16 protein-coding genes are annotated in these 17,400 nt (G+C 72.1%); 9 read left to right on the forward strand and 7 right to left on the reverse strand.

Annotated elements, in window-relative coordinates; all coding sequences use genetic code 11:
• Positions 1-786: serine/threonine-protein kinase (locus AB0J39_RS29720; protein WP_363470616.1), on the reverse strand; the 786-nt coding region annotated here is incomplete at its 3' end.
• 37 nt (positions 787-823) lie between these two features.
• Positions 824-2,137, reverse strand: a complete 1,314-nt coding sequence (locus AB0J39_RS29725) for an SGNH/GDSL hydrolase family protein (RefSeq protein WP_363470618.1) — start codon at positions 2,135-2,137, stop codon at positions 824-826.
• 280 nt (positions 2,138-2,417) lie between these two features.
• Between AB0J39_RS29725 and AB0J39_RS29730 the strand changes: the two genes are divergently transcribed.
• The 6 genes from AB0J39_RS29730 to AB0J39_RS29755 all read left to right on the forward strand — a co-directional run bounded on the left by AB0J39_RS29730 (position 2,418) and on the right by AB0J39_RS29755 (position 7,632).
• Complete coding sequence (locus AB0J39_RS29730) at positions 2,418-2,717, forward strand: hypothetical protein (protein ID WP_363470621.1); 300 nt, start codon at positions 2,418-2,420, stop codon at positions 2,715-2,717.
• Between the two features lie 458 nt (positions 2,718-3,175).
• Entirely contained in the window at positions 3,176-3,706 is a 531-nt protein-coding gene (locus AB0J39_RS29735; RefSeq protein WP_363470622.1) for a MauE/DoxX family redox-associated membrane protein, read from the forward strand.
• 46 nt (positions 3,707-3,752) lie between these two features.
• The gene (locus AB0J39_RS29740) at positions 3,753-4,316 is read left to right on the forward strand and encodes a hypothetical protein (RefSeq protein WP_363470625.1); all 564 of its coding nucleotides are present in this window, start codon (positions 3,753-3,755) and stop codon (positions 4,314-4,316) included.
• 3 nt (positions 4,317-4,319) lie between these two features.
• A complete protein-coding gene (locus tag AB0J39_RS29745; protein WP_363470628.1) occupies positions 4,320-6,140 on the forward strand; it encodes an ABC transporter ATP-binding protein in 1,821 nt (606 codons plus the stop codon).
• Positions 6,137-6,703, forward strand: a complete 567-nt coding sequence (locus tag AB0J39_RS29750) for a S26 family signal peptidase (protein ID WP_363470631.1) — start codon at positions 6,137-6,139, stop codon at positions 6,701-6,703. The genes AB0J39_RS29745 and AB0J39_RS29750 overlap by 4 nt, the downstream gene beginning before the upstream one ends.
• A gap of 131 nt (positions 6,704-6,834) precedes the next feature.
• On the forward strand, positions 6,835-7,632 hold the full coding sequence (locus AB0J39_RS29755; protein WP_363470634.1) for a tyrosine-protein phosphatase: 798 nt from the start codon (positions 6,835-6,837) through the stop codon (positions 7,630-7,632).
• A gap of 251 nt (positions 7,633-7,883) precedes the next feature.
• Here AB0J39_RS29755 and AB0J39_RS29760 read toward each other — a convergent pair whose 3' ends face one another.
• Together AB0J39_RS29760 and AB0J39_RS29765 are read right to left on the reverse strand one after the other, a co-directional pair.
• Entirely contained in the window at positions 7,884-8,963 is a 1,080-nt protein-coding gene (locus AB0J39_RS29760; protein WP_363470637.1) for a Gfo/Idh/MocA family oxidoreductase, read from the reverse strand.
• A 100-nt stretch (positions 8,964-9,063) separates the two neighbouring features.
• Entirely contained in the window at positions 9,064-9,969 is a 906-nt protein-coding gene (locus AB0J39_RS29765; protein ID WP_363470640.1) for a PAC2 family protein, read from the reverse strand.
• A gap of 129 nt (positions 9,970-10,098) precedes the next feature.
• Here AB0J39_RS29765 and AB0J39_RS29770 point away from each other — a divergent pair, with 129 nt between their 5' ends.
• Both AB0J39_RS29770 and AB0J39_RS29775 read left to right on the forward strand, forming a co-directional pair.
• Positions 10,099-10,491, forward strand: a complete 393-nt coding sequence (locus AB0J39_RS29770) for an ankyrin repeat domain-containing protein (RefSeq protein ID WP_363470643.1) — start codon at positions 10,099-10,101, stop codon at positions 10,489-10,491.
• Between the two features lie 163 nt (positions 10,492-10,654).
• A complete protein-coding gene (locus tag AB0J39_RS29775) occupies positions 10,655-11,542 on the forward strand; it encodes a 4-epi-cubebol synthase (RefSeq protein ID WP_363470646.1) in 888 nt (295 codons plus the stop codon).
• A gap of 48 nt (positions 11,543-11,590) precedes the next feature.
• Here AB0J39_RS29775 and AB0J39_RS29780 read toward each other — a convergent pair whose 3' ends face one another.
• Positions 11,591-13,699: an AAA family ATPase gene (locus AB0J39_RS29780; protein WP_363470649.1), complete on the reverse strand. Its 2,109-nt coding sequence runs from the start codon at positions 13,697-13,699 to the stop codon at positions 11,591-11,593.
• A gap of 203 nt (positions 13,700-13,902) precedes the next feature.
• Between AB0J39_RS29780 and AB0J39_RS29785 the strand changes: the two genes are divergently transcribed.
• Positions 13,903-14,070 carry a hypothetical protein gene (locus AB0J39_RS29785; RefSeq protein WP_363470658.1) on the forward strand — a complete coding sequence of 56 codons (168 nt, stop codon included), beginning with the start codon at positions 13,903-13,905 and terminating at the stop codon, positions 14,068-14,070.
• A 419-nt stretch (positions 14,071-14,489) separates the two neighbouring features.
• Here AB0J39_RS29785 and AB0J39_RS29790 read toward each other — a convergent pair whose 3' ends face one another.
• Entirely contained in the window at positions 14,490-15,437 is a 948-nt protein-coding gene (locus tag AB0J39_RS29790) for an ABC transporter permease (RefSeq protein ID WP_363470652.1), read from the reverse strand.
• Positions 15,434-17,400: ATP-binding cassette domain-containing protein (locus tag AB0J39_RS29795; RefSeq protein WP_363470655.1), on the reverse strand; the 1,967-nt coding region annotated here is incomplete at its 5' end. The genes AB0J39_RS29795 and AB0J39_RS29790, both read right to left, overlap by 4 nt.

Here is a 17,400-nt window from a genome sequence, read left to right on the forward strand (position 1 = left end):
GCCGACCAGTTCGAGCAGCAGGTCGCGGGCGGCCGGGCGGGCGGCGGGGTCCTTGGCGAGACAGCGGCCGACCAGCGCGCGCAGGGGCGGGGGCAGCGGCGTCAGGTCCGGGAAGGTCGTCATGATCCGGTGCAGCACGGCGGCGACGTTGTCGGCGCCGAACGCCGCCCGGCCGGTCGCGGCGAAGACGATCGTCGCCCCCCACGCGAACACGTCGGAGGCGGGGGTGGCCGGACGACCCGCGATGTGCTCGGGCGCCAGGTAGGCCGGGGTGCCCACCGGGCCCGCGGTGATCGTCTCGCTCTCGCCCTGGCGGGCGATGCCGAAGTCGACCACGCGGGGACCGTCCGGCCCCAGCAGCACGTTGCCCGGTTTGAAGTCGCGGTGCACGATGCCCGCGCCGTGGATCGCCGCCAGCGCGGTCGCCGTTCCCACCGCGAGCCGTTCCAGCTCGCCTCCGCGCAGCGGCCCCGACGCGCTCACCCGCTGCTGGAGCGAGGGGCCGTCGACGAACTCGCTCACGACGTAAGGCTCGCGCCCGTCCACCATCGCCGTGATCACCCGGGCGGTGCAGAAGGGCGCGACGCCGCGCAGGGCGTCGAGTTCACGCGACAGCCGGGCCCGGACGACGGGATCGAGCCCGGTCTTGAGCACCTTCACCGCGACCGGTGCGCCGTCGGGCGCGTGGCCCAGGTAGACGACGCCTTGGCCGCCCTCGCCGAGCCGTCCGCTGATACGGAACCCGCCGAGCGTTCGCGGGTCGTCTGGCTCAAGGGGGGCGACCATGGGTCACACCGTAGCGATCCCGCGGCCGGTCCGAAATCTACAGGAGGCGCAGGTTCACCGCGTCGGCGAGCGCACGCCGCCCGGCGTCGCTCAGGTGCAGATGATCACCCGAGTCGTACGACAGGGCCAGCTGCTCGGGGAACTCGGGGTCGCGCACGGCCCGGTCGAAGTCGAGGACGCCGTCGAACGCCTTGCTCGTGCGGATCCAGGCGTTCAGCCGCTGCCTGACCTCCTCGCGCTCCGGAGTCCAGGTGCTCCAGCCGTAGAAGGGGGTGAGCGTGGCGCCCAGCACCTTGACCTTGCGGGCATGCGCCTCGCGGATCAGCCGCTTGTACCCGTACACGATCGGCTTGATCGAGGTGTACTCACCCCGGGCGATGTCGTTGATCCCCTCGTAGACCACCACCGTGCGCACCCCCGGCTGGGACAGCGCGTCGCGGTAGAACCGGGTGACGCCGCTCGGGCCGACGTTGGGCCGCAGCAGCCGGTTTCCGGAGATGCCGGCGTTGAGCACCCCCAGCCGCCGCGACGACGCCTCGCGGGCCAGCCGCTGCCGCAGATAATCGGTCCACCGGCGGTTGGCGTCGACGGCCTGGCCGGCGCCGTCGGTGATCGAGTCGCCGAACGCGACCACGGAACCGACCGTGGCCGCGCCCGCCTCCACCGCGAGGCGGTCGAGGAAGTACCACTGCGTGCTGGTGTAGGTGAAGCCCTCGCCGCTCTCCTCGGCCGCGTGGTCACCCGGGTCGGACAGATACGTGGTGCTGTAGGCGCGTTCGTGCCCGGTGACTCCGTTGACCGTGCCGGGGAGGTGGAGGCTGACGACGACGGCGGAGCCGCCGGCGACGCGGCCCGGGATCGGGTCGCTCCAGACGGCCTGGCCCGGCGCCACCTTCACCGAGGCGCGCCCGCGGAAGGTCACCGGCCGGTTGGTGCCTGTGAGGATCTCCGCGCCGTACGCCTGGACGCCCACGTGGACGTTCGCGAACGTCACCGGGGCCGCGCCGAAGAGGTTGGACAGGCGCAGGCGCATGCCGCTGCCGCCGATGCTGGCACGCACGACCATCCGCACGGTCTGTCCGCCGAGTGCCGCCGGGACCCGGTCGGTCGAGGTGGTCCACGCGCCGACCAGGCGCCGCCGTACGGGCGCCTCGCCGCCCGGCCCCGGCGCGGCCTTCCGGTGCCCGCCGGCCGCCGCGGGCTTCGGCGCGGCGGAGGACGCGGGGTGCCGCAGGGCGGTCGCGGACGTGGAGGACTCCGCCTGGACGGGCGCCGTGGCAAGCGCCATGGTCGTGCCGCTGACGGCGAGGGCGAGAGCGGCCATGGTCAACCGGTGAGCCGGCCGTGCCATCCGGGTCCTCCATGTGGGGTGTCGCTGCCTGGTGCGGGGTCCGTGGCGGCGGCGCTCCCGATCGTCGCACCGGATCCGATGATCGAGAAGCGCCCGCGACGCCATACATTACGGCTCTTTGCCGCCCACTGGGTGTGAACTTGACCGTCAAGTGACATCGGCCAGGGTGCTCTGGTCATGTTCTCGCACCATGCCGGTTCCATGCACATGATCCCTACGTTGGCCGTGTCGCAGCACTTCGGCTCCCGTGAGGGGCCGCCGGAAGAGAGAAGGCCACGTGATGATCGGAACTGTTCGGTCGCTCGCCGACCGACTGCTGGAGCGCCTGGTGCCCGCCACGCAGGCTGGGGCGGCGCCGTGCACCGAGTACTGGACGGTGGAGCCGTGCTACACCAACAGCAGCCTCCCCTACGCCACGTCGAGCAGCATGAAGAAGTTCAGGAAGTGCGGTAGCACGGTGACCCTGCTGGAGACCCGGCCGTGTGGCACGTCGGTCTGCGGTGGATACAACCAGTACGGAGACTTCACTCCCTGGTACCCGTGCCCGTGCGTGCCCGGACCGTACAACACCTGCCCCTGATCGGGTCCGCCCCGGTCGATTCCGTCCGGGGGCCGGTTCCCGTCGGGCAGGCCGGGTCACACGGTGTTCCGCAGGGTGACTGCCGCAGAACTGTCCGTCTCCTGGTCCGGTCGGTGCGTGCCGGACGCCTCCGGGCGCGCGCCGTACTGATCGGTTGAGGAGCCGGCCGGATGACCTGACGGTCCGGGGCTGACCGGGTTCGGTAGCCTTCCGACGCGCAGAGGGCGCCGTGACCGTTGAAACGGTCACGGCGCCTTCCTCGTTTCCCGCGCATTCCGTCGATCTCCGTGATCAAGAGGGCGGGTCCGGGTTCCCGGCGTTTCGGGCGCAGCCGCCGGACACGAGGGGTGACTGTCCCATAGGCGATCGGTCATGGTCTCCGGCCATGCCGTTTCCATGCGCGAGGTTTCTAGATTGACCGAAAGGTCGCGGCACCCTTATCGGGATTGGGGGTTTTCATGGAGTATGTCCTGGTCTGCTGCCGTCTTCTGATCGGCGCGGTCTTCGTGGCGTCGGCGGTGAGCAAGGTGCGCAGTCGCAGCGCGTACACCTCCTTCCGCATCGCCGCAGGGGAACTGACGCCCAAGGTGCCGGTGATCCCGCGGGCACTCGTGCCGCCCGCGGTCATCGCCGGTGAGCTCACCGCGGCCCTCCTGCTCGCCGTTCCGGCGACGGTCGGCGTCGGGTTCGTGATCGCGATGGTGCTGCTGGCCGCGTTCACGACCGCCATCACGATGGCGGTGCGCTCTCGGCGGCGGGTGGCCTGCAACTGCTTCGGCACCTCGTCCACGCCGGTGGGACCGGCTCAGCTCATCCGGAACGGCGTGCTGCTGGCCGCCTCGTCGGCCGGGGCGGTACTCGCCTTCAGCACCGCCTCGCTGACCCTGGAGCCGATCGGTGTCTTCACGGCGACGGTCGCCGGCCTGCTGGGAGCCGGCCTGGTGCTGCTCACCGAGGACATCGCCGAACTGTTCCAGCCGTTTGCCTGATCCGTCGCCGAGAGCGGCGACATGACCGTTGAATCTGGGGGTTGTCGTGTTGAACATCGTGGCGGTGCTCGTCGTCGTCGTCGGCGTGCTGTGCGTCCTTAACACCGTCCTCACCCTGGGCATGGCCCGGCGGTTGCGGACCCAGAACGAGCTGTTGGCGAACCCCTCCGGGTTCATGCAGGGAGATCACTTCCCGCCGGTGATGCGGGTGGCGGGGGAGCGGACGAGCGCGTTCAGCACCACCACCGTGGACGGCGCGCCGGTCGATGAGACGTTCTTCGATGAGACCTCCACGCTCGTGGCGGCGTTCTCGATCGGCTGCTCCGCGTGTGAGGATCGGTTTCCCGAGTTCCTCCGGTTCGCCGAGGCCTTCCCCGGAGGGCGGGAGCGCGTCCTGGCCCTGGTGATCGGCGCCGAAGGCACCGAGGAGAAGGCCGAGCTGCTGAAGCCGGTCGCCACCGTGGTGGTGGAGGACACCTACGGCGGTCCGCTCTGCACGTCGCTGGGGGCCAAGGCATACCCGGCGCTGGGGATCATCGAGCCCGGCGGTGTGGTGCGCGCCTCGGGCACGCTGATCCAGGACGTGGCGATCGCCCTGGAAAAGGTCTGATCGATGCGCGGAATCGTCGAAGCGCTGCGGCTGACCTGGCGCGCCAGCCCGTGGTTCACCATGGTGTTCGTCGCGCTCACCCTGCTGACCGCGCCGATGCCGGTGGTGACGGCGTGGCTGACCAAACTGGTGCTGGACGACATCATCGCCGGAGCCGGGCCCGGCGCGGTGCTCGGCAAAGCCGTCGGACTCGCCGCTGCCGGCCTGGTGACCGGTCTGATCCCGAATCTCACCCAGTACGCCTCCCGCGAGACCGAACGCCGCGTCGGACTCCTGGCCCAGGAACGCCTGTTCACGGCGACCGAGCGGTTCGTGGGGATGGCCAGGTTCGAGGACCCGGTCTTCCTCAACCGGATCCAGATGGCCATGCAGCACGGCGGCACCACCCCCGGCGTACTGGTCTCGGCCATCCTGTCGACGGTCAGCTCCGTAGTCACCGGCCTGGGCTTCCTCGGCTCGCTGCTGGTCATCTCCCCCTGGATGCCGGTGGTGATCCTGGCCTCGGCCGTCCCGGTGCTGGCCACCGAGTTGTGGCTGGCCCGCAGCCGGGCGAACCTGTCGTGGCGGTTGAGCCCGATCGAACGCCGGGAGATGTTCTTCCGCGACCTGCTCACCAGCACCCAGGCCGCCAAGGAGATCCGGCTGTTCGGCATCGGCGCCTACCTGCGCGAGCGCATGACGACCCAGCGGCGCAGGTCCAACGTCGAGAACCGGCGGATGGACCTGCGCCAGATCAGCGCCCAGGCGCTGATCGGCCTGCTGGGCACCGCGGTGGCGAGCGGGACGCTGTTCTGGTCGGTGCTGGCCGCAGCCGGCGGCGACATCAGCATCGGTGACATCTCTTTACTGGTGGCCTCGGTCGGCGGCGTGCAGAGCGCGGCCACGTCGCTGGTGCACACCATCGCCGGTTTCCACCAGCAGTTGATCCTGTTCGACCACTACCTCCAGGTCGTCGCCGCCGGGCCCGACCTGCCCGTCGCCTCCCCGCCCGCGGCCATCACTCCGCTGGAGCAGGGCATCGTCTTCAAGGACGTGTGGTTCCGCTACTCTCCCGACCACCCCTGGGTGCTGCGCGGCCTGAACCTCACCATCCCGAACGGACGGACCGTGGGGCTGATCGGCCGCAACGGCGCCGGCAAGAGCACTCTGATCAAGCTGCTGTGCCGGATGTACGATCCCGAGCGCGGCGCCGTACTGTGGAACGGCGTGGACCTGCGCGACCTCGATCCCGCCGAGCTGCGCGCCCGCATCGGCGCGGTCTTCCAGGACTACATGGAGTACGACCTGACCGCCGCGGAGAACATCGGCCTGGGCGACCTGGCGTACGTGACCGACCGCGACCGCATCGCCGCCGCCGCCGAGCGGGCCGGGGCGCACACGTTCGTCGAGCGGCTGCCCCGCTCCTACGACACCCTGCTGTCCCGGCTGTTCTTCCAGGGGGACGACGTCAACGGCGCCGACGACGGTGCCGGCGTGGTCCTGTCCGGAGGCCAGTGGCAACGCCTGGCGCTGGCCCGCGCGCACCTGCGGTCCGGGCGCGACCTGATGATCCTGGACGAGCCCAGCTCCGGTCTGGACGCCGAGGCCGAGTACGAGATCCACCACAAGCTGCGGCAGTTCCGGACGGGCCGCACCAACGTGCTCATCTCGCACCGGCTCAACACGGTGCGCGACGCCGACCTGCTGGTCGTGCTCGACGAGGGGGTCGTGGCCGAGCGAGGCACCCATGAGGAGCTGATGGCGTTGCGCGGCGTCTACGCGAGCCTGTTCTCCATGCAGGCCGAGGGTTACCTGGACGCCCTTCCCGAGCGGGCCTCGCGGTGACCGGTCCGCTCCTCCTGGTCCTCGTGCCGCTCGCGGCCGTCGCCGCCGCGACGGTCTGGGCGCGCAGGAGCCTGCTGGCGGCGGACGTCCTGGGCACCAGCATGCACCCCACCTACCGGCCCGGTGACAAGGTGCTGGTGCGGCGCGTGCCCGGCAACCGGGTGCGCCCGGGGGACATCGTGGTGGCCGACATCGCGGTCGTCCCGGACAACGGACCGGCGCTCCCACCGGGGGAGATCGCCCGGCAGCCGGGGGAGACCTCCTGGGAGGAGCACCGCGAACCGCGGCTCCGCCTGGCCGACACGGGCGGCCGGTCCGCGTGGCCCCCGGGCGCCGAGGACACCGTCAGCCGGATCGTCAAGCGGGTCGCCGCCGTCCCCGGGGATCCGGTCCCCGACGCGGTGCCCCGGCGGGCGGGGGAGACCCTGGTCCCGGCGGGGTGCCTGGTCCTCCTCGGCGACAACCCCGATGAAAGCGTGGACTCCCGCCATTTCGGCTATGTTCCGACGAACAGCATGGTGGGGAAGGTGATCCGTCCCCTCACCGGGGGGATCGGGCGCTGAGCCGCCGCCGGGCCCTTCCCCGCGGCGTCCGCCGGTCGGCGCCAGGAGCAACGGGATCGATACGACAGCGGGTGCGTGGCTTCACCCTGCACTCATCTTTCCGTCATAGAGGGACGGATAGGCTCGGCACGATGAATGCAAACGAGCGTTGGATTGTTCTGCGAGGCGCCGCTAACGTACGCGACCTCGGGGGCCTGCCGACCGAGGACGGCGGGACCACGGTGTCCGGCCGGATCCTGCGGTCCGACAACCTGCAGGGCCTGACCGAGGAAGACGTCGCGCTGCTCGTAAGCGACCTCAAGCTGCGGCACGTGGTCGACCTGCGGTCGGAGACCGAGGTACGCCTGGAGGGGCCCGGACCGCTGACCCTGCTGCCGGAGGTGGGCATCCACCACCACAGCCTGTTCGCGGAGGGCGGGCGCCTCACCGACGTCGAGGCCGACACCGTCGACGACAGGGCGCTGCCCTGGCAGGGGGAGCGCGACGAGAAGGACCTGGCCGAGCTCCGTGTGACCGGCTACTACTACGGCTACCTGCGCGACCGGCCCGACTCCGTGGTGTCGGCCCTGCGGGTGCTCGCCCGTGACGACGGCATGGCCGTGGTGCACTGCGCGGCGGGCAAGGACCGCACCGGCGTGGTCTGCGCCCTGGCGCTCGCCGTGGCCGGCGTCACGCGGGAGGCGATCATCGAGGACTACGTCGCCACCGGCGAACGACTGGAGGGCATCCTCGCCCGGCTGCGCGCCAGCCGCACCTACCGTGCGGACCTCGACGCGAAGCCGGCCGACAGCCACCTTCCGCGGCCCGAGTACATGGACCAGTTCCTGACGACGCTGGACGCCCGGTTCGGCGGCGCCCTCGGCTGGCTGCACACCCACGGCTGGACCGACGCCGACACCGAGGCCCTGCGCGGCCGCCTCCGCGACTGACGTCGTCGACGTGGACGGGCCCAGGTCAGGCGAGGGTCCCTCCGCCGTCGACCGTGATGACCTGGCCGGTGACGTACGCTGATCGGCTGCTGCTGTGGCAGGCGCTGGAGGCGGGCGACGCGCCCGGCGAGGGCGAGGGCGAGTCGCCCGCAGGCTCGCCACCGCCCCGGAGGTCTCCACCGCCCCGGAGGTCTCCACCGCCCCGGGGGTTCCGCAGTGACAGCGGCCGTCGGCCCCGGAATCCTCGGTGGCTACCCCGTGCGCTCGGGGAGGGCCACCACCTGGCCGCGGGTGGCCGACAGGACCGCGGCCTCGAGGACGGCGATAATCTCGGCGGCGTCGTCCGGCTCGACCGGGGGCGCCGCGCCGTCCCGCAGACAGGCCACGACGCCCTCGTAGAACCGCTGGTACGCCCCGGGTTCGGTGCGGACCGGGCGGGCGTCGCCCTCCACCCCGAGCGTGCCCCAGCGCTCGGAGGGCTCGGCGCCCCAGCCCGGCTCCTCGCCGGAACCCCCGCCCGGGCGCCCGCCCGCGCGCAGGCGCTCCTCCTGCGGGTCCAGTCCCCACTTGACGTACGACGCGCGGGAGCCGAGCACCCGGAACCTCGGGCCGAGGTTCGCGGCGACCGCGCTCATCCACAGGTGGGACCGGGTCCCGTTCCGGTGGGTCAGCGCGAGGAACGCGTCGTCGTCGTTGCGCACCCCGGTCCGCCTGACGTCGGTCTCCGCGTACACGTGGGAGACCGGCCCGAACAGCCGCAGCGCCTGGTCCACCAGGTGGCTGCCGAGGTCGTAGAGGGTGCCGCCGATCTCCTCGGGGCCGCCCGACTCGCGCCAGCCGCCCTTGGGCACCGGCCGCCACCGCTCGAACCGCGACTCGAACCGGTGGACCTCGCCCAGCTCGGGCAGCAACCGGCGCAGCGTCAGGAAGTCGCCGTCCCAGCGCCTGTTCTGGAAGACCGTCAGCATCAGCCCGCGGTCGCGCGCGAGCCGTACGAGGTCGCGGGCCTCGGCGGCGGTGCCGGCCAGCGGCTTGTCGACGACCACGGGGAGTCCGGCCTTGAGCGCCTCGGCCGCCAGGGGCACGTGGGTGCGGTTCGGCGTCGCGATCACCACGAGATCGCAGCGGTCCCACAGGGCCTCCGCGTCCGGAACGACGTCCACGCCGGGATAGCCGGCGCGGACGAGCTCGGCTCTCGCCGGGTCGCGGGTGACGACGGCGGTCAGGCGCAGTCCCGGCGTGGCGGCGATCAACGGCGCGTGGAAGAAGGATCCGGCCGGACCGAAACCGGCCAGCCCGACACGGATGGCAGGGGCGTCGGAGAGCGACATGGAGGGAGGGTGGTCCTTTTCGTGCGGATTATTGCTCAGGCGTCGATCGGGCATTCAGGCGTCGATCGGGAAGGGCGCCGCCGTCGCGGTTCCCCGGCGCTCAGCCGTCGCGGTCGTCCCGCTCGGCGAGGAACGCCTCGAACTGGGCGGCGAGCTCGTCACCGGTGGGCATCTGCGTCTCCTCGGCCAGCAGGCTCTCCCGCTCGGCGCCCGACTGGAACGCGTCGTACTGCTGCTCCAGGCCGCGGATCGCGCCGGCCAGCTCCTCGGACGCCGCGATCTGCTCCTCGATCTCGACGTTGGTCTTGTCGGCCGCGTCCCTGAGGGTGTCCATGGGGAACACCAGTCCGGTGCCCCGGGTGACGGCCTCCAGCGCGGTCACCGCGGCCTGCGGATACTCCGCCTGGGCGAGGTAGTGGGGCACGTGGATCGCGTAGCCGAGCGCGTCGTGGCCCTTGGCCCCGAGCCGGAACTCGATGAGCGCGGCGAGGCTCCCCGGCACGCGGACCTTGCCGAAGGGGCTGGTCTGCCCGTGGACGAGGTCGGGACGCGTGGCGTGGGCCGTCAGGCCGAGGGGCCTGGTGTGCGGGACGCCCATCGGGATCCCGTGCACGGTCACCAGCCTGCCGGCGTTGAGCCGGGTCACCAGCATGCCGACGGCCTCGGTGAACAGCTCCCACTCCCGGTCCGGCTCCGGGCCGCTCATGATGAGGAACGGCGTGCCGGTGACGTCCTTGGTCAGGTAGACGGCCAGCTCGGGAGTGTCGTAGTCACTCCAGTGATCGGTGTCGAAGGTCATCGGCGGGCGGCGTGACCGGTAGTCGATCAGCCGGTCCACGTCGAAGGTCGCGATGACCCGGTGCTCCAGTTCGGCGAGGAGGTGCCCCAGGGCCAGCCGCCCGGCGGAGCCGGCGTCGACGAACCCCTCGAAGTGGTAGAGCAGCACCGGATCGGTCAGCTCGGGCAGGTCCCCGTCGAGCCGATAGAGATCCGTGGGGTCGGACACGTGTCCCAGCCTTTCTCACGAAGTCTTTACCTACTGAACCTACGGGACCCCCGGTCAATTCCGTGCTCAGCACCGTGTCCGGCACCGTGCTCGCTACAGGGGCGGTAGCGGCGACCTTACCGTTGGACTATGGGGAACATGGAGCCGGACCCGGACCTGGAGGAGTTCGCCACCAGGCTTTTCGACCTCGCGAGGTCGGGTCGGACCGAGGCGCTGTGCGCCTACGTCGACGCGGGCGTGCCGGTGAACCTGCGCAACCAGAAGGGCGACACCCTGCTGATGCTGGCGGCCTATCACGGGCACGCCGCCACGGTGCGCGCCCTGGGCGAGCGGGGCGCGGACCCGGATCTCGCCAACGACCGCGGGCAGACGCCGCTCGCCGGGGCGGTGTTCAAGAAGGAGCCCGAGGTGGTGCGGGCGTTGCTGGAGCTGGGTGCCGACCGCTACGCCGGGACCCCGTCGGCCGTCGACGCCGCACGCATGTTCGGGGACGCGGAGATCGTCACGCTCCTGGAGGGCTGAACTCGCCGAGCCGACCGGGCTGACTGGTGTGTCCGTAATTGGGGGAGGTCTAGCGTCGTTCAACCACTAGGACCATGCTTGTCGGATGGCTACTGCGAAAGCGGATTCCCTCAACGGGCGCCCCCTCCGCCTTCCCTCCCTCACCTGCCCCTTCCCGAGTGCGGTGAATCCGCACGTCGACGAGGTGAACCGGGACACGCTGGCCTGGCTGGCCGCCTCCGGCATGATCGCCGATGACGACCAGCTCGAGCGTTTCCGGCTCGCCCACTACGGATGGCTCGGCGCCCGGACCTACCCGTACGCCTCCCGGGAGCTGTGCCAGCTCGTCACCGACTGGTGCGTGTGGCTGTTCGCGTTCGACGACGCCTACTGCGAGTCGGACCGGCGGGCGGCCGAGATCGCCCGGGCCCTGCCTCAGCTCTACGGCGTCGTCGAGGAGCACGCGGAACCGGTCGACAACGTCTTCGCCCGGGCGCTGCTCGACATCAGGACCAGGATCGCCGCCCACGCCACCGCCGACCAGCTCGACCGCTGGTGCGCGATGACCAAGGACTACCTGTTCGCGCAGGTGTGGGAGGCCGCCAACCGGGAGGACGATGTCGTCCCCACGATCGACGACTACATCTTCATGCGCCGCAGGACCGGCGCGATGCTGACCGTCTTCGCCCTGATCGACGTGGCCGCCGAGGTCCGCCTCACCGTGGACGAGTGGCGTCACCCGGTCGTGCACGAGATGACCGAGCACGCCAACGACGTGGTCGTCTGGGACAACGACCTCATCTCGTACGCCAAGGAGCGGAGTGAGGCGAACATCCGCAACAACCTCGTCAGCGTGCTCGTCGGGCACACCGGCTGCACGGTCCAGGAGGCGATGGACCGCATCGGCGCGATGCGCGACGAGGCGGTGGCCGCGATGGCGGCGCTCACCCCCGCGACCGAGGCGCTCGGCTCGCCCGCGGTCGACGCGTACGTGAACGGCCTGAAGTACTGGATCAGCGGCAGCGTGGACTACTCGCTGACCAGCTCACGGTACGTCGGCGCGTGGCAGTGATCTCCGCGGGTTCTCTGCCGTGATCTCTGCCGGTGCTCCGGGGCCCGGTCAGTCGAGGTCGAAGCCGTCGAGGTCGTCCAGCGCGTACTCGACGAGGTCGCCCAGGCTGTACCGGGTCCCGACGGTGTACGCCTCCTCGTAGGCGGCGTCGCCGATCAGCTTCTTGCACTCCTTGACGCACTGCTCGTGCTCGGTCGTGAAGAACGGCGACCCGAACTGCGGCAGCCCGAAGGTCCGCCAGTTGGCCTGTGCCGCCCCGAGAAGGACCGCGGTCCGCTCCGGGTCGCCGGCCTCCAGGCTCAGCGTGGCGAGGTTGTCCACGCACAGGACGATGCCGAGCACGTCGTGGAAGTGCCTCTTGATGCGCAGCGACTCCTTGCAGGCCACCAGCGCCTCGTCGCGCCGGCCGGTGGCCCGGTGGACCAGGGAGGAGACGTACCAGGCGTAGGAGCGAAGCCACAGCTCACCGCGTTCCTGGCAGACCTGCAGGCAGTCGACCAGCAGCGTCTCCGCCTCCGTGAAATCGCCCTGCGCGAGCAGCACCATGGACAGCTCGACGATCGCCGGCAGCAGACCCGGATTCAGCTCACGGCCGCCGCGGTGGAACTCGATCGCGACGCCGAGCAGCGCGGTGGCCTTCTTCGCGTCGCCCTGCAGCATGGCCGCGGTGCCCTGCATCTTGGTCGCGAGCAGCACCGCGCCCGAGTCGCCCACGCGTACCGCGTCGGTGCTGCACTGCTCGGCCGCGGCGAGCGCGCCCGCCATGTCGCCCTGGGCGCTGCGGATGTAGGCCAGCACCCACAGGGCCTTGCAGCGCTCCTTGCTCGGCAAGGGGCTGGCCTTGAGCGCGCGGTCCAGGTAGACCACGCCCTCGCGGGCGAAACCGCAGGCGACCCACAGGAACCACAGGGCCGACAGCAGTTCGAGGCCGACGCGCTCCTCGCCCGGGGTCGACAGGCAGTAGTCGAGCGCGACGCGGATGTTGTCGTGCTCCTGGCGCATCCGCGTGTACCAGTGGACCTGGCGCGGGCCCGACCACGAGTGCTCGCTGCGCTCGGCGAGCTGGAGGTAGTAGTCGCGGTGACGGCGCCGCAGGTCCTGCGTCTCGCCGAGCTTGTCCAGCCACTCGCCGCCATACTGCCGCAGCGTGTCGATCAGCCGGTAGCGCTGGCCCGCCGGGGTGGGGAAGCTCAGCAGGACCGACTTGTCGACCAGGCCGCCGATCACGTCGAGGATCCGCTCGGAGGGCAGGGCGTCGCCGGCGCAGACATGCCGGGCCCCGTCCAGCTCGAAGTCGCCGGCGAACACCGACAGCCGCGCCCACAGCAGCCGCTCGGCCGGCTCGCACAGCTCGTGGCTCCAGCCGATCGCCGCGCGGAGCGTCTGGTGCCGCGGCAGCGCCGTACGGCTGGCCCCGGCGAGCAGGCTGAACCGGTCGGCGAGCAGGGCGAGGATCTGCTCGACCGACAGCGTGCGCAGGCGGACGGCGGCCAGCTCGATGGCCAGGGGGATCCCGTCGAGGCGGCGGCACAGCTCGGCGACGGCCGTGACGTTGTCCTCGTCCACCACGAAGTCGGGCACGACGGCGGAGGCCCGCGTGCCGAACAGTTCGACGGCCTCGTTGGTGAACGGGCTCTCCGAGGGGTTGTCGCCGGGCACCGACAGCGGTGGCACGGCGGCCGTGTACTCGCCCGGCGCGTTCAGCGACCGCCGGCTCGTCGCGAGGATGCGCAGGTGCGGCGCCGTGTCGAGCAGGTCCTGCGTGAGCCGGGCGCACGCGTCGACCAGGTGCTCGCAGGTGTCCAGGATGAGCAGGAGTTCCCTGTCGGCGAGCCACTCGGTGAGGGTGTCGGAGCCCTCGCGCGGCGACTGGTCGGCGATGCCGAGCGCGGCGGTGATCGTGTGGTACACCATCGCCGGGTCCTGCAGCCGGGCCAGGTCGACGTACCAGACGCCGTCCCGGAACTGCCGCCGCACCTGGTGGGCGAGACGCAGCGCCGTGCGGGACTTGCCGACCCCGCCGATGCCCGTGACGGTGACCAGCCGGTGCTCCTGCAGTCTCTGCCTGAGCGACGCGAGCAGTCGCGTCCGCCCGACGAAGCTGGTCAGCTCCACGGGCAGGTTGCCCTCTTGCCGCCATCCTGCTGGCGTTGCCATGCCGCCTCACGGGGGGTTCGTCCGGCGTGCTCCCTGCTCCCGCATCGTACCTTTGGGTGTGGTTGGCTGTCTGGTGGTACGGGCGTGACCTTTGCCCGGCGGCGAGACGGGCGAATCTCCCCTTCCGGGAAGGGGGCCCGGCGCGCCGCCCCGGTGGCCGCACCGGCTCCACGGGACGCGGCGATGCCAGTAGCATTGGGCGCGTGAGTGCGCAGCATCCGGATGACATGCGTCCGGTGGACCTCTTCGACGAGGGGCTGCCGGTGCTGCCTGACCAGACGAGCGACGACACCGACCTGGGGTGGGGCGAATGGCGCTCCGACTCCAATGTCTCCCGCCTGCTCGAGGAACGTCCCCCTCACTGGGAATAGGCCGCGGCCACCCGGCTCACGCGGCCTGCGCGCAGTGTCGGGGTGCAGCCGGGCCTCCTCCAACTGCAGCCGCAGTGCCGCTATCGGCGTGAGCAGCTCGTGCGAGGCGTCGGAGGCGAACTGGCGCTGCGCCTCGAGCAGGTGATCGAGGCGGACGCGGTGAGCCTTCAGCTGCCGCAGCGCCGGCCAGGGCCCGGGAGAGCCACTCGGCGTCGACACCCGGCTCCCGCCCGGCCTCCTCGGCCGGCCCCCGGTCCTGGGAGAGGGCGGGCCGGTGGCGACGCCTTGGCTCGCGCACCGGCATACATCACTGTCGCCCGGCCGCGCCGGTCCCGTCTGCGCCGCCAGCCTCCATTCCGCCACCATGCGGCCTACCGGTCAACCGGCACGGCGGGCGCCGCCCACGGCCGTACGGACGGTCAGGACACGACGTCCCGGCGCCGGAAGCGGCGGAAGGCCAGGGCGACGAGGATCACCGAGTAGGTCACGGAGACCGCCACGCCCTTCACCATGCCGCTGTAGTCGGGCTCGGGCGCGAGCGCGTCGAGCCACGCGGTGTTCCAGAAGGTGGGCAGGAACTCGCGCAGCGAGCCCAGCGCCTCGACCGCCTGCAGGATGGTGCTGACGATCACCAGGCCGACCGCCCCGCCGACCGCGCCGAGCGGGGAGTCGGTGCCGACCGACAACAGGAAGGCGACCGAGGCCACCACCAGCTGGCTCACCAGGGCGTACCCGATCACGACGGCGAACTTGGGCAGCACGTCGGCGGCGGGGATCACCTCGCCGGTCCCCGGCACGGTGATGTCGTTCCATCCGAAGGCCAGCGTGCCGGCGAGCAGGGCCATCAGCGGGAGCACGGTCACCGCGGCGGCCGAGTACGCCAGCGCCACCACCAGCTTCTGGCGCAGCAGCCGGTCGCGGGGCACCGGCGCCGCGAGCAGGTAGCGCAGCGACGACCAGTTCGCCTCGCTCGCCACCGTGTCGCCGCAGAACAGGGCCACGGCGACGACCAGCAGGAAGTTGGCCGACACCGACAGGGCGAACGCCGCGAAGTTGAGCCCGCCCGCCGTGGCGAGGTCCGACAGCCGCAGGCTGCTCTGGCCCCGCCCCGCCGGCCCGAACTGGAACGCCACCACCAGGACCCACGGCAGGGCGAGGAGCACGGCGAACATCCCCATGGTCCGGCGCCGCCGCAACTGCCGCACGAACTCCACCCGGAGCGGCAGCGTGCGCCCCGGCGCGTAGCCGGGCGCCCGGCCCCCCGCCTCGCCCCCGCGCGAGTCCGGTCCGTCCTGGGTGACCGGCGCGGCGCGCCCACCGGCGGGAACGTCTCCGGTCAGGTCCGGGGCCGGTCGATTCGGGCTCAACGGCTCTCTCCGATCAGATCGAGGAACACGTCCTCCAGGCGTGGCCCGCCGCCGTTGACGGCCGCCGCGGTGCCGAGCAGGTCGCCGACCGGCCCGGCCGACACCAGCCGCCCGCGGTGCATGACGACGACGTGGCTGCAGGTCTGCTCGACCTCGGCGAGCAGGTGGCTGGAGACGATGACGGTGCGCCCCCGCTCGGCGTACGCCCTGAGCACCCGGCGCATCTCGGCGATCTGCGGCGGGTCGAGGCCGTTCGTCGGCTCGTCCAGCACGAGCAGGTCGGGGAGGCCGAGCATGGCCTGCGCGATGGCCAGGCGCTGGCGCATGCCCTGGGAATAGGTGCGCACCGCGCGCTCCAGGGCCGCGCCGAGCCCGGCGATCTCCAGCGCCTCCTCCATGTGGGCGTCCTGCGGCGGTCGTCCCGTCGCCTGCCAGTACAGCTCCAGGTTGGCCCGGCCGGACAGGTGCGGCAGGAAACCGGGCCCCTCGACGAACGAACCCAGTCGCGACAGGACCGGAGCGCCCGGGCGCACGCGGTGGCCGAAGATCCGGATTTCGCCCTCGTCGGGGTGGATGAGACCCATGAGCATGCGCATCGTGGTGGTCTTGCCCGCGCCGTTCGGCCCGAGCAGGCCGAGCACCTGGCCCTTCTCCACGCGGAACGACAGGCTGTCGACCGCCTTCTCGCCGTTGCGGTAGCGCTTGCCCAGCCCGCTGATCACCAGGGGCACCTCGGCCGACTCCGCGTCGGGGACGTCGCCCGTGTGCGTGCCGCGCCTGGTCCTGCCGGTCAGCAGGAGCACGGCGGCGACCACGATCGCGGCGAGCGGCAGGGCCCACGTCCACCACGCCGGGCCGGTGGCGGGCGTCCGCAGCGCCGCGTCCCCGGGCAGCTCCAGCGCGGGGGCGTCCAGCGCGACCCGGTAGACCGCGGGGGCGGCGGGCGTCGCGTACCCGAGGTCGGTGGTGGACACCACCAGCCGCATCCTGTGCCCGGCGTCGAAACGCCGGTCGATGGCCGGAAGCGTCACGGTGACCGGCGTGCCCGCCTCGCTCGCGGTGACCCGCAGCGGTGCGACCAGGCTCGACGGGAGCACCGGCAGCGATCCTCCGGAGACGTCGTAGAGCTTGGCGAACAGCGTGGCCTCGCCCGTGCCGTACACCTTGATCGTGACGGTCGGGCTGCCGGTGACCTGCGTGGGCCCGGCCAGCGGGGCGGACTCGAAGACGGCCGCCTGGCCGGGCATGTCCAGCGCGATCGACGCGCCGCCGTTGCCGCCGAGCAGTCCGCCGAGGCCGGGGACCGCCGAGATCGACGCGGGCGACCCGCCCGCCGGGTTGGCGATCGTCTGCTGAGGGCCGTCGAGGGCGACGGTGGTCCGCTCCGCGCCCGTCAGGCCCGGGTAGCGGTCCCCGGTCGCGTGCAGGAGCACGGGCCGGCGCGTGCCCGGGTCGCGCCCGCCGTCCCTGGTCACGGTGAACGCCGCGGAGCCGCCGTCGCCTGCGGGGGAGCCCGTCCCCTTCAGGTAGCGGTCGAACCAGCCGGTCGTACGGCCGGACAGCCAGTCGGCCTCGCCGTCGCCGCCGTCGTGGCCGCCGTTGAACCAGGCGACCTCGACCGGAGCGCCGGTGGCGGCGATCGCGCGGGCGTTGGCGTCGGCGTGCGAGAGCGGGAACAGCGAGTCGCGCTGGCCCTGGAGCAGCAGCGTCGGCACCCTGATCCTGCCGGGCACCGAGACCGGGCTCGACCGCCGGAGGAGGTCGACCGCCTCCTGGGTGGCCCGGCCGGTCTCGGCCACCTTCTGGTACATCTCGCAGATCTGCGGCAGGAACCGCCCGCACCGCACCTGGTCGGGTCCGGGCGCCGCCGCGGCTGCCTGCCCGGCCCCCCGCCCCGCCGCCCCGCCCCCGGATGCGCCCGGCGGCGGCGCGGCCGCCCCCGCGGGGCCGGCGCGACCGCCCC

Source organism: Microbispora sp. NPDC049633, assembly GCF_040675265.1.
GTDB classification, from domain to species: domain Bacteria; phylum Actinomycetota; class Actinomycetes; order Streptosporangiales; family Streptosporangiaceae; genus Microbispora; species Microbispora maris.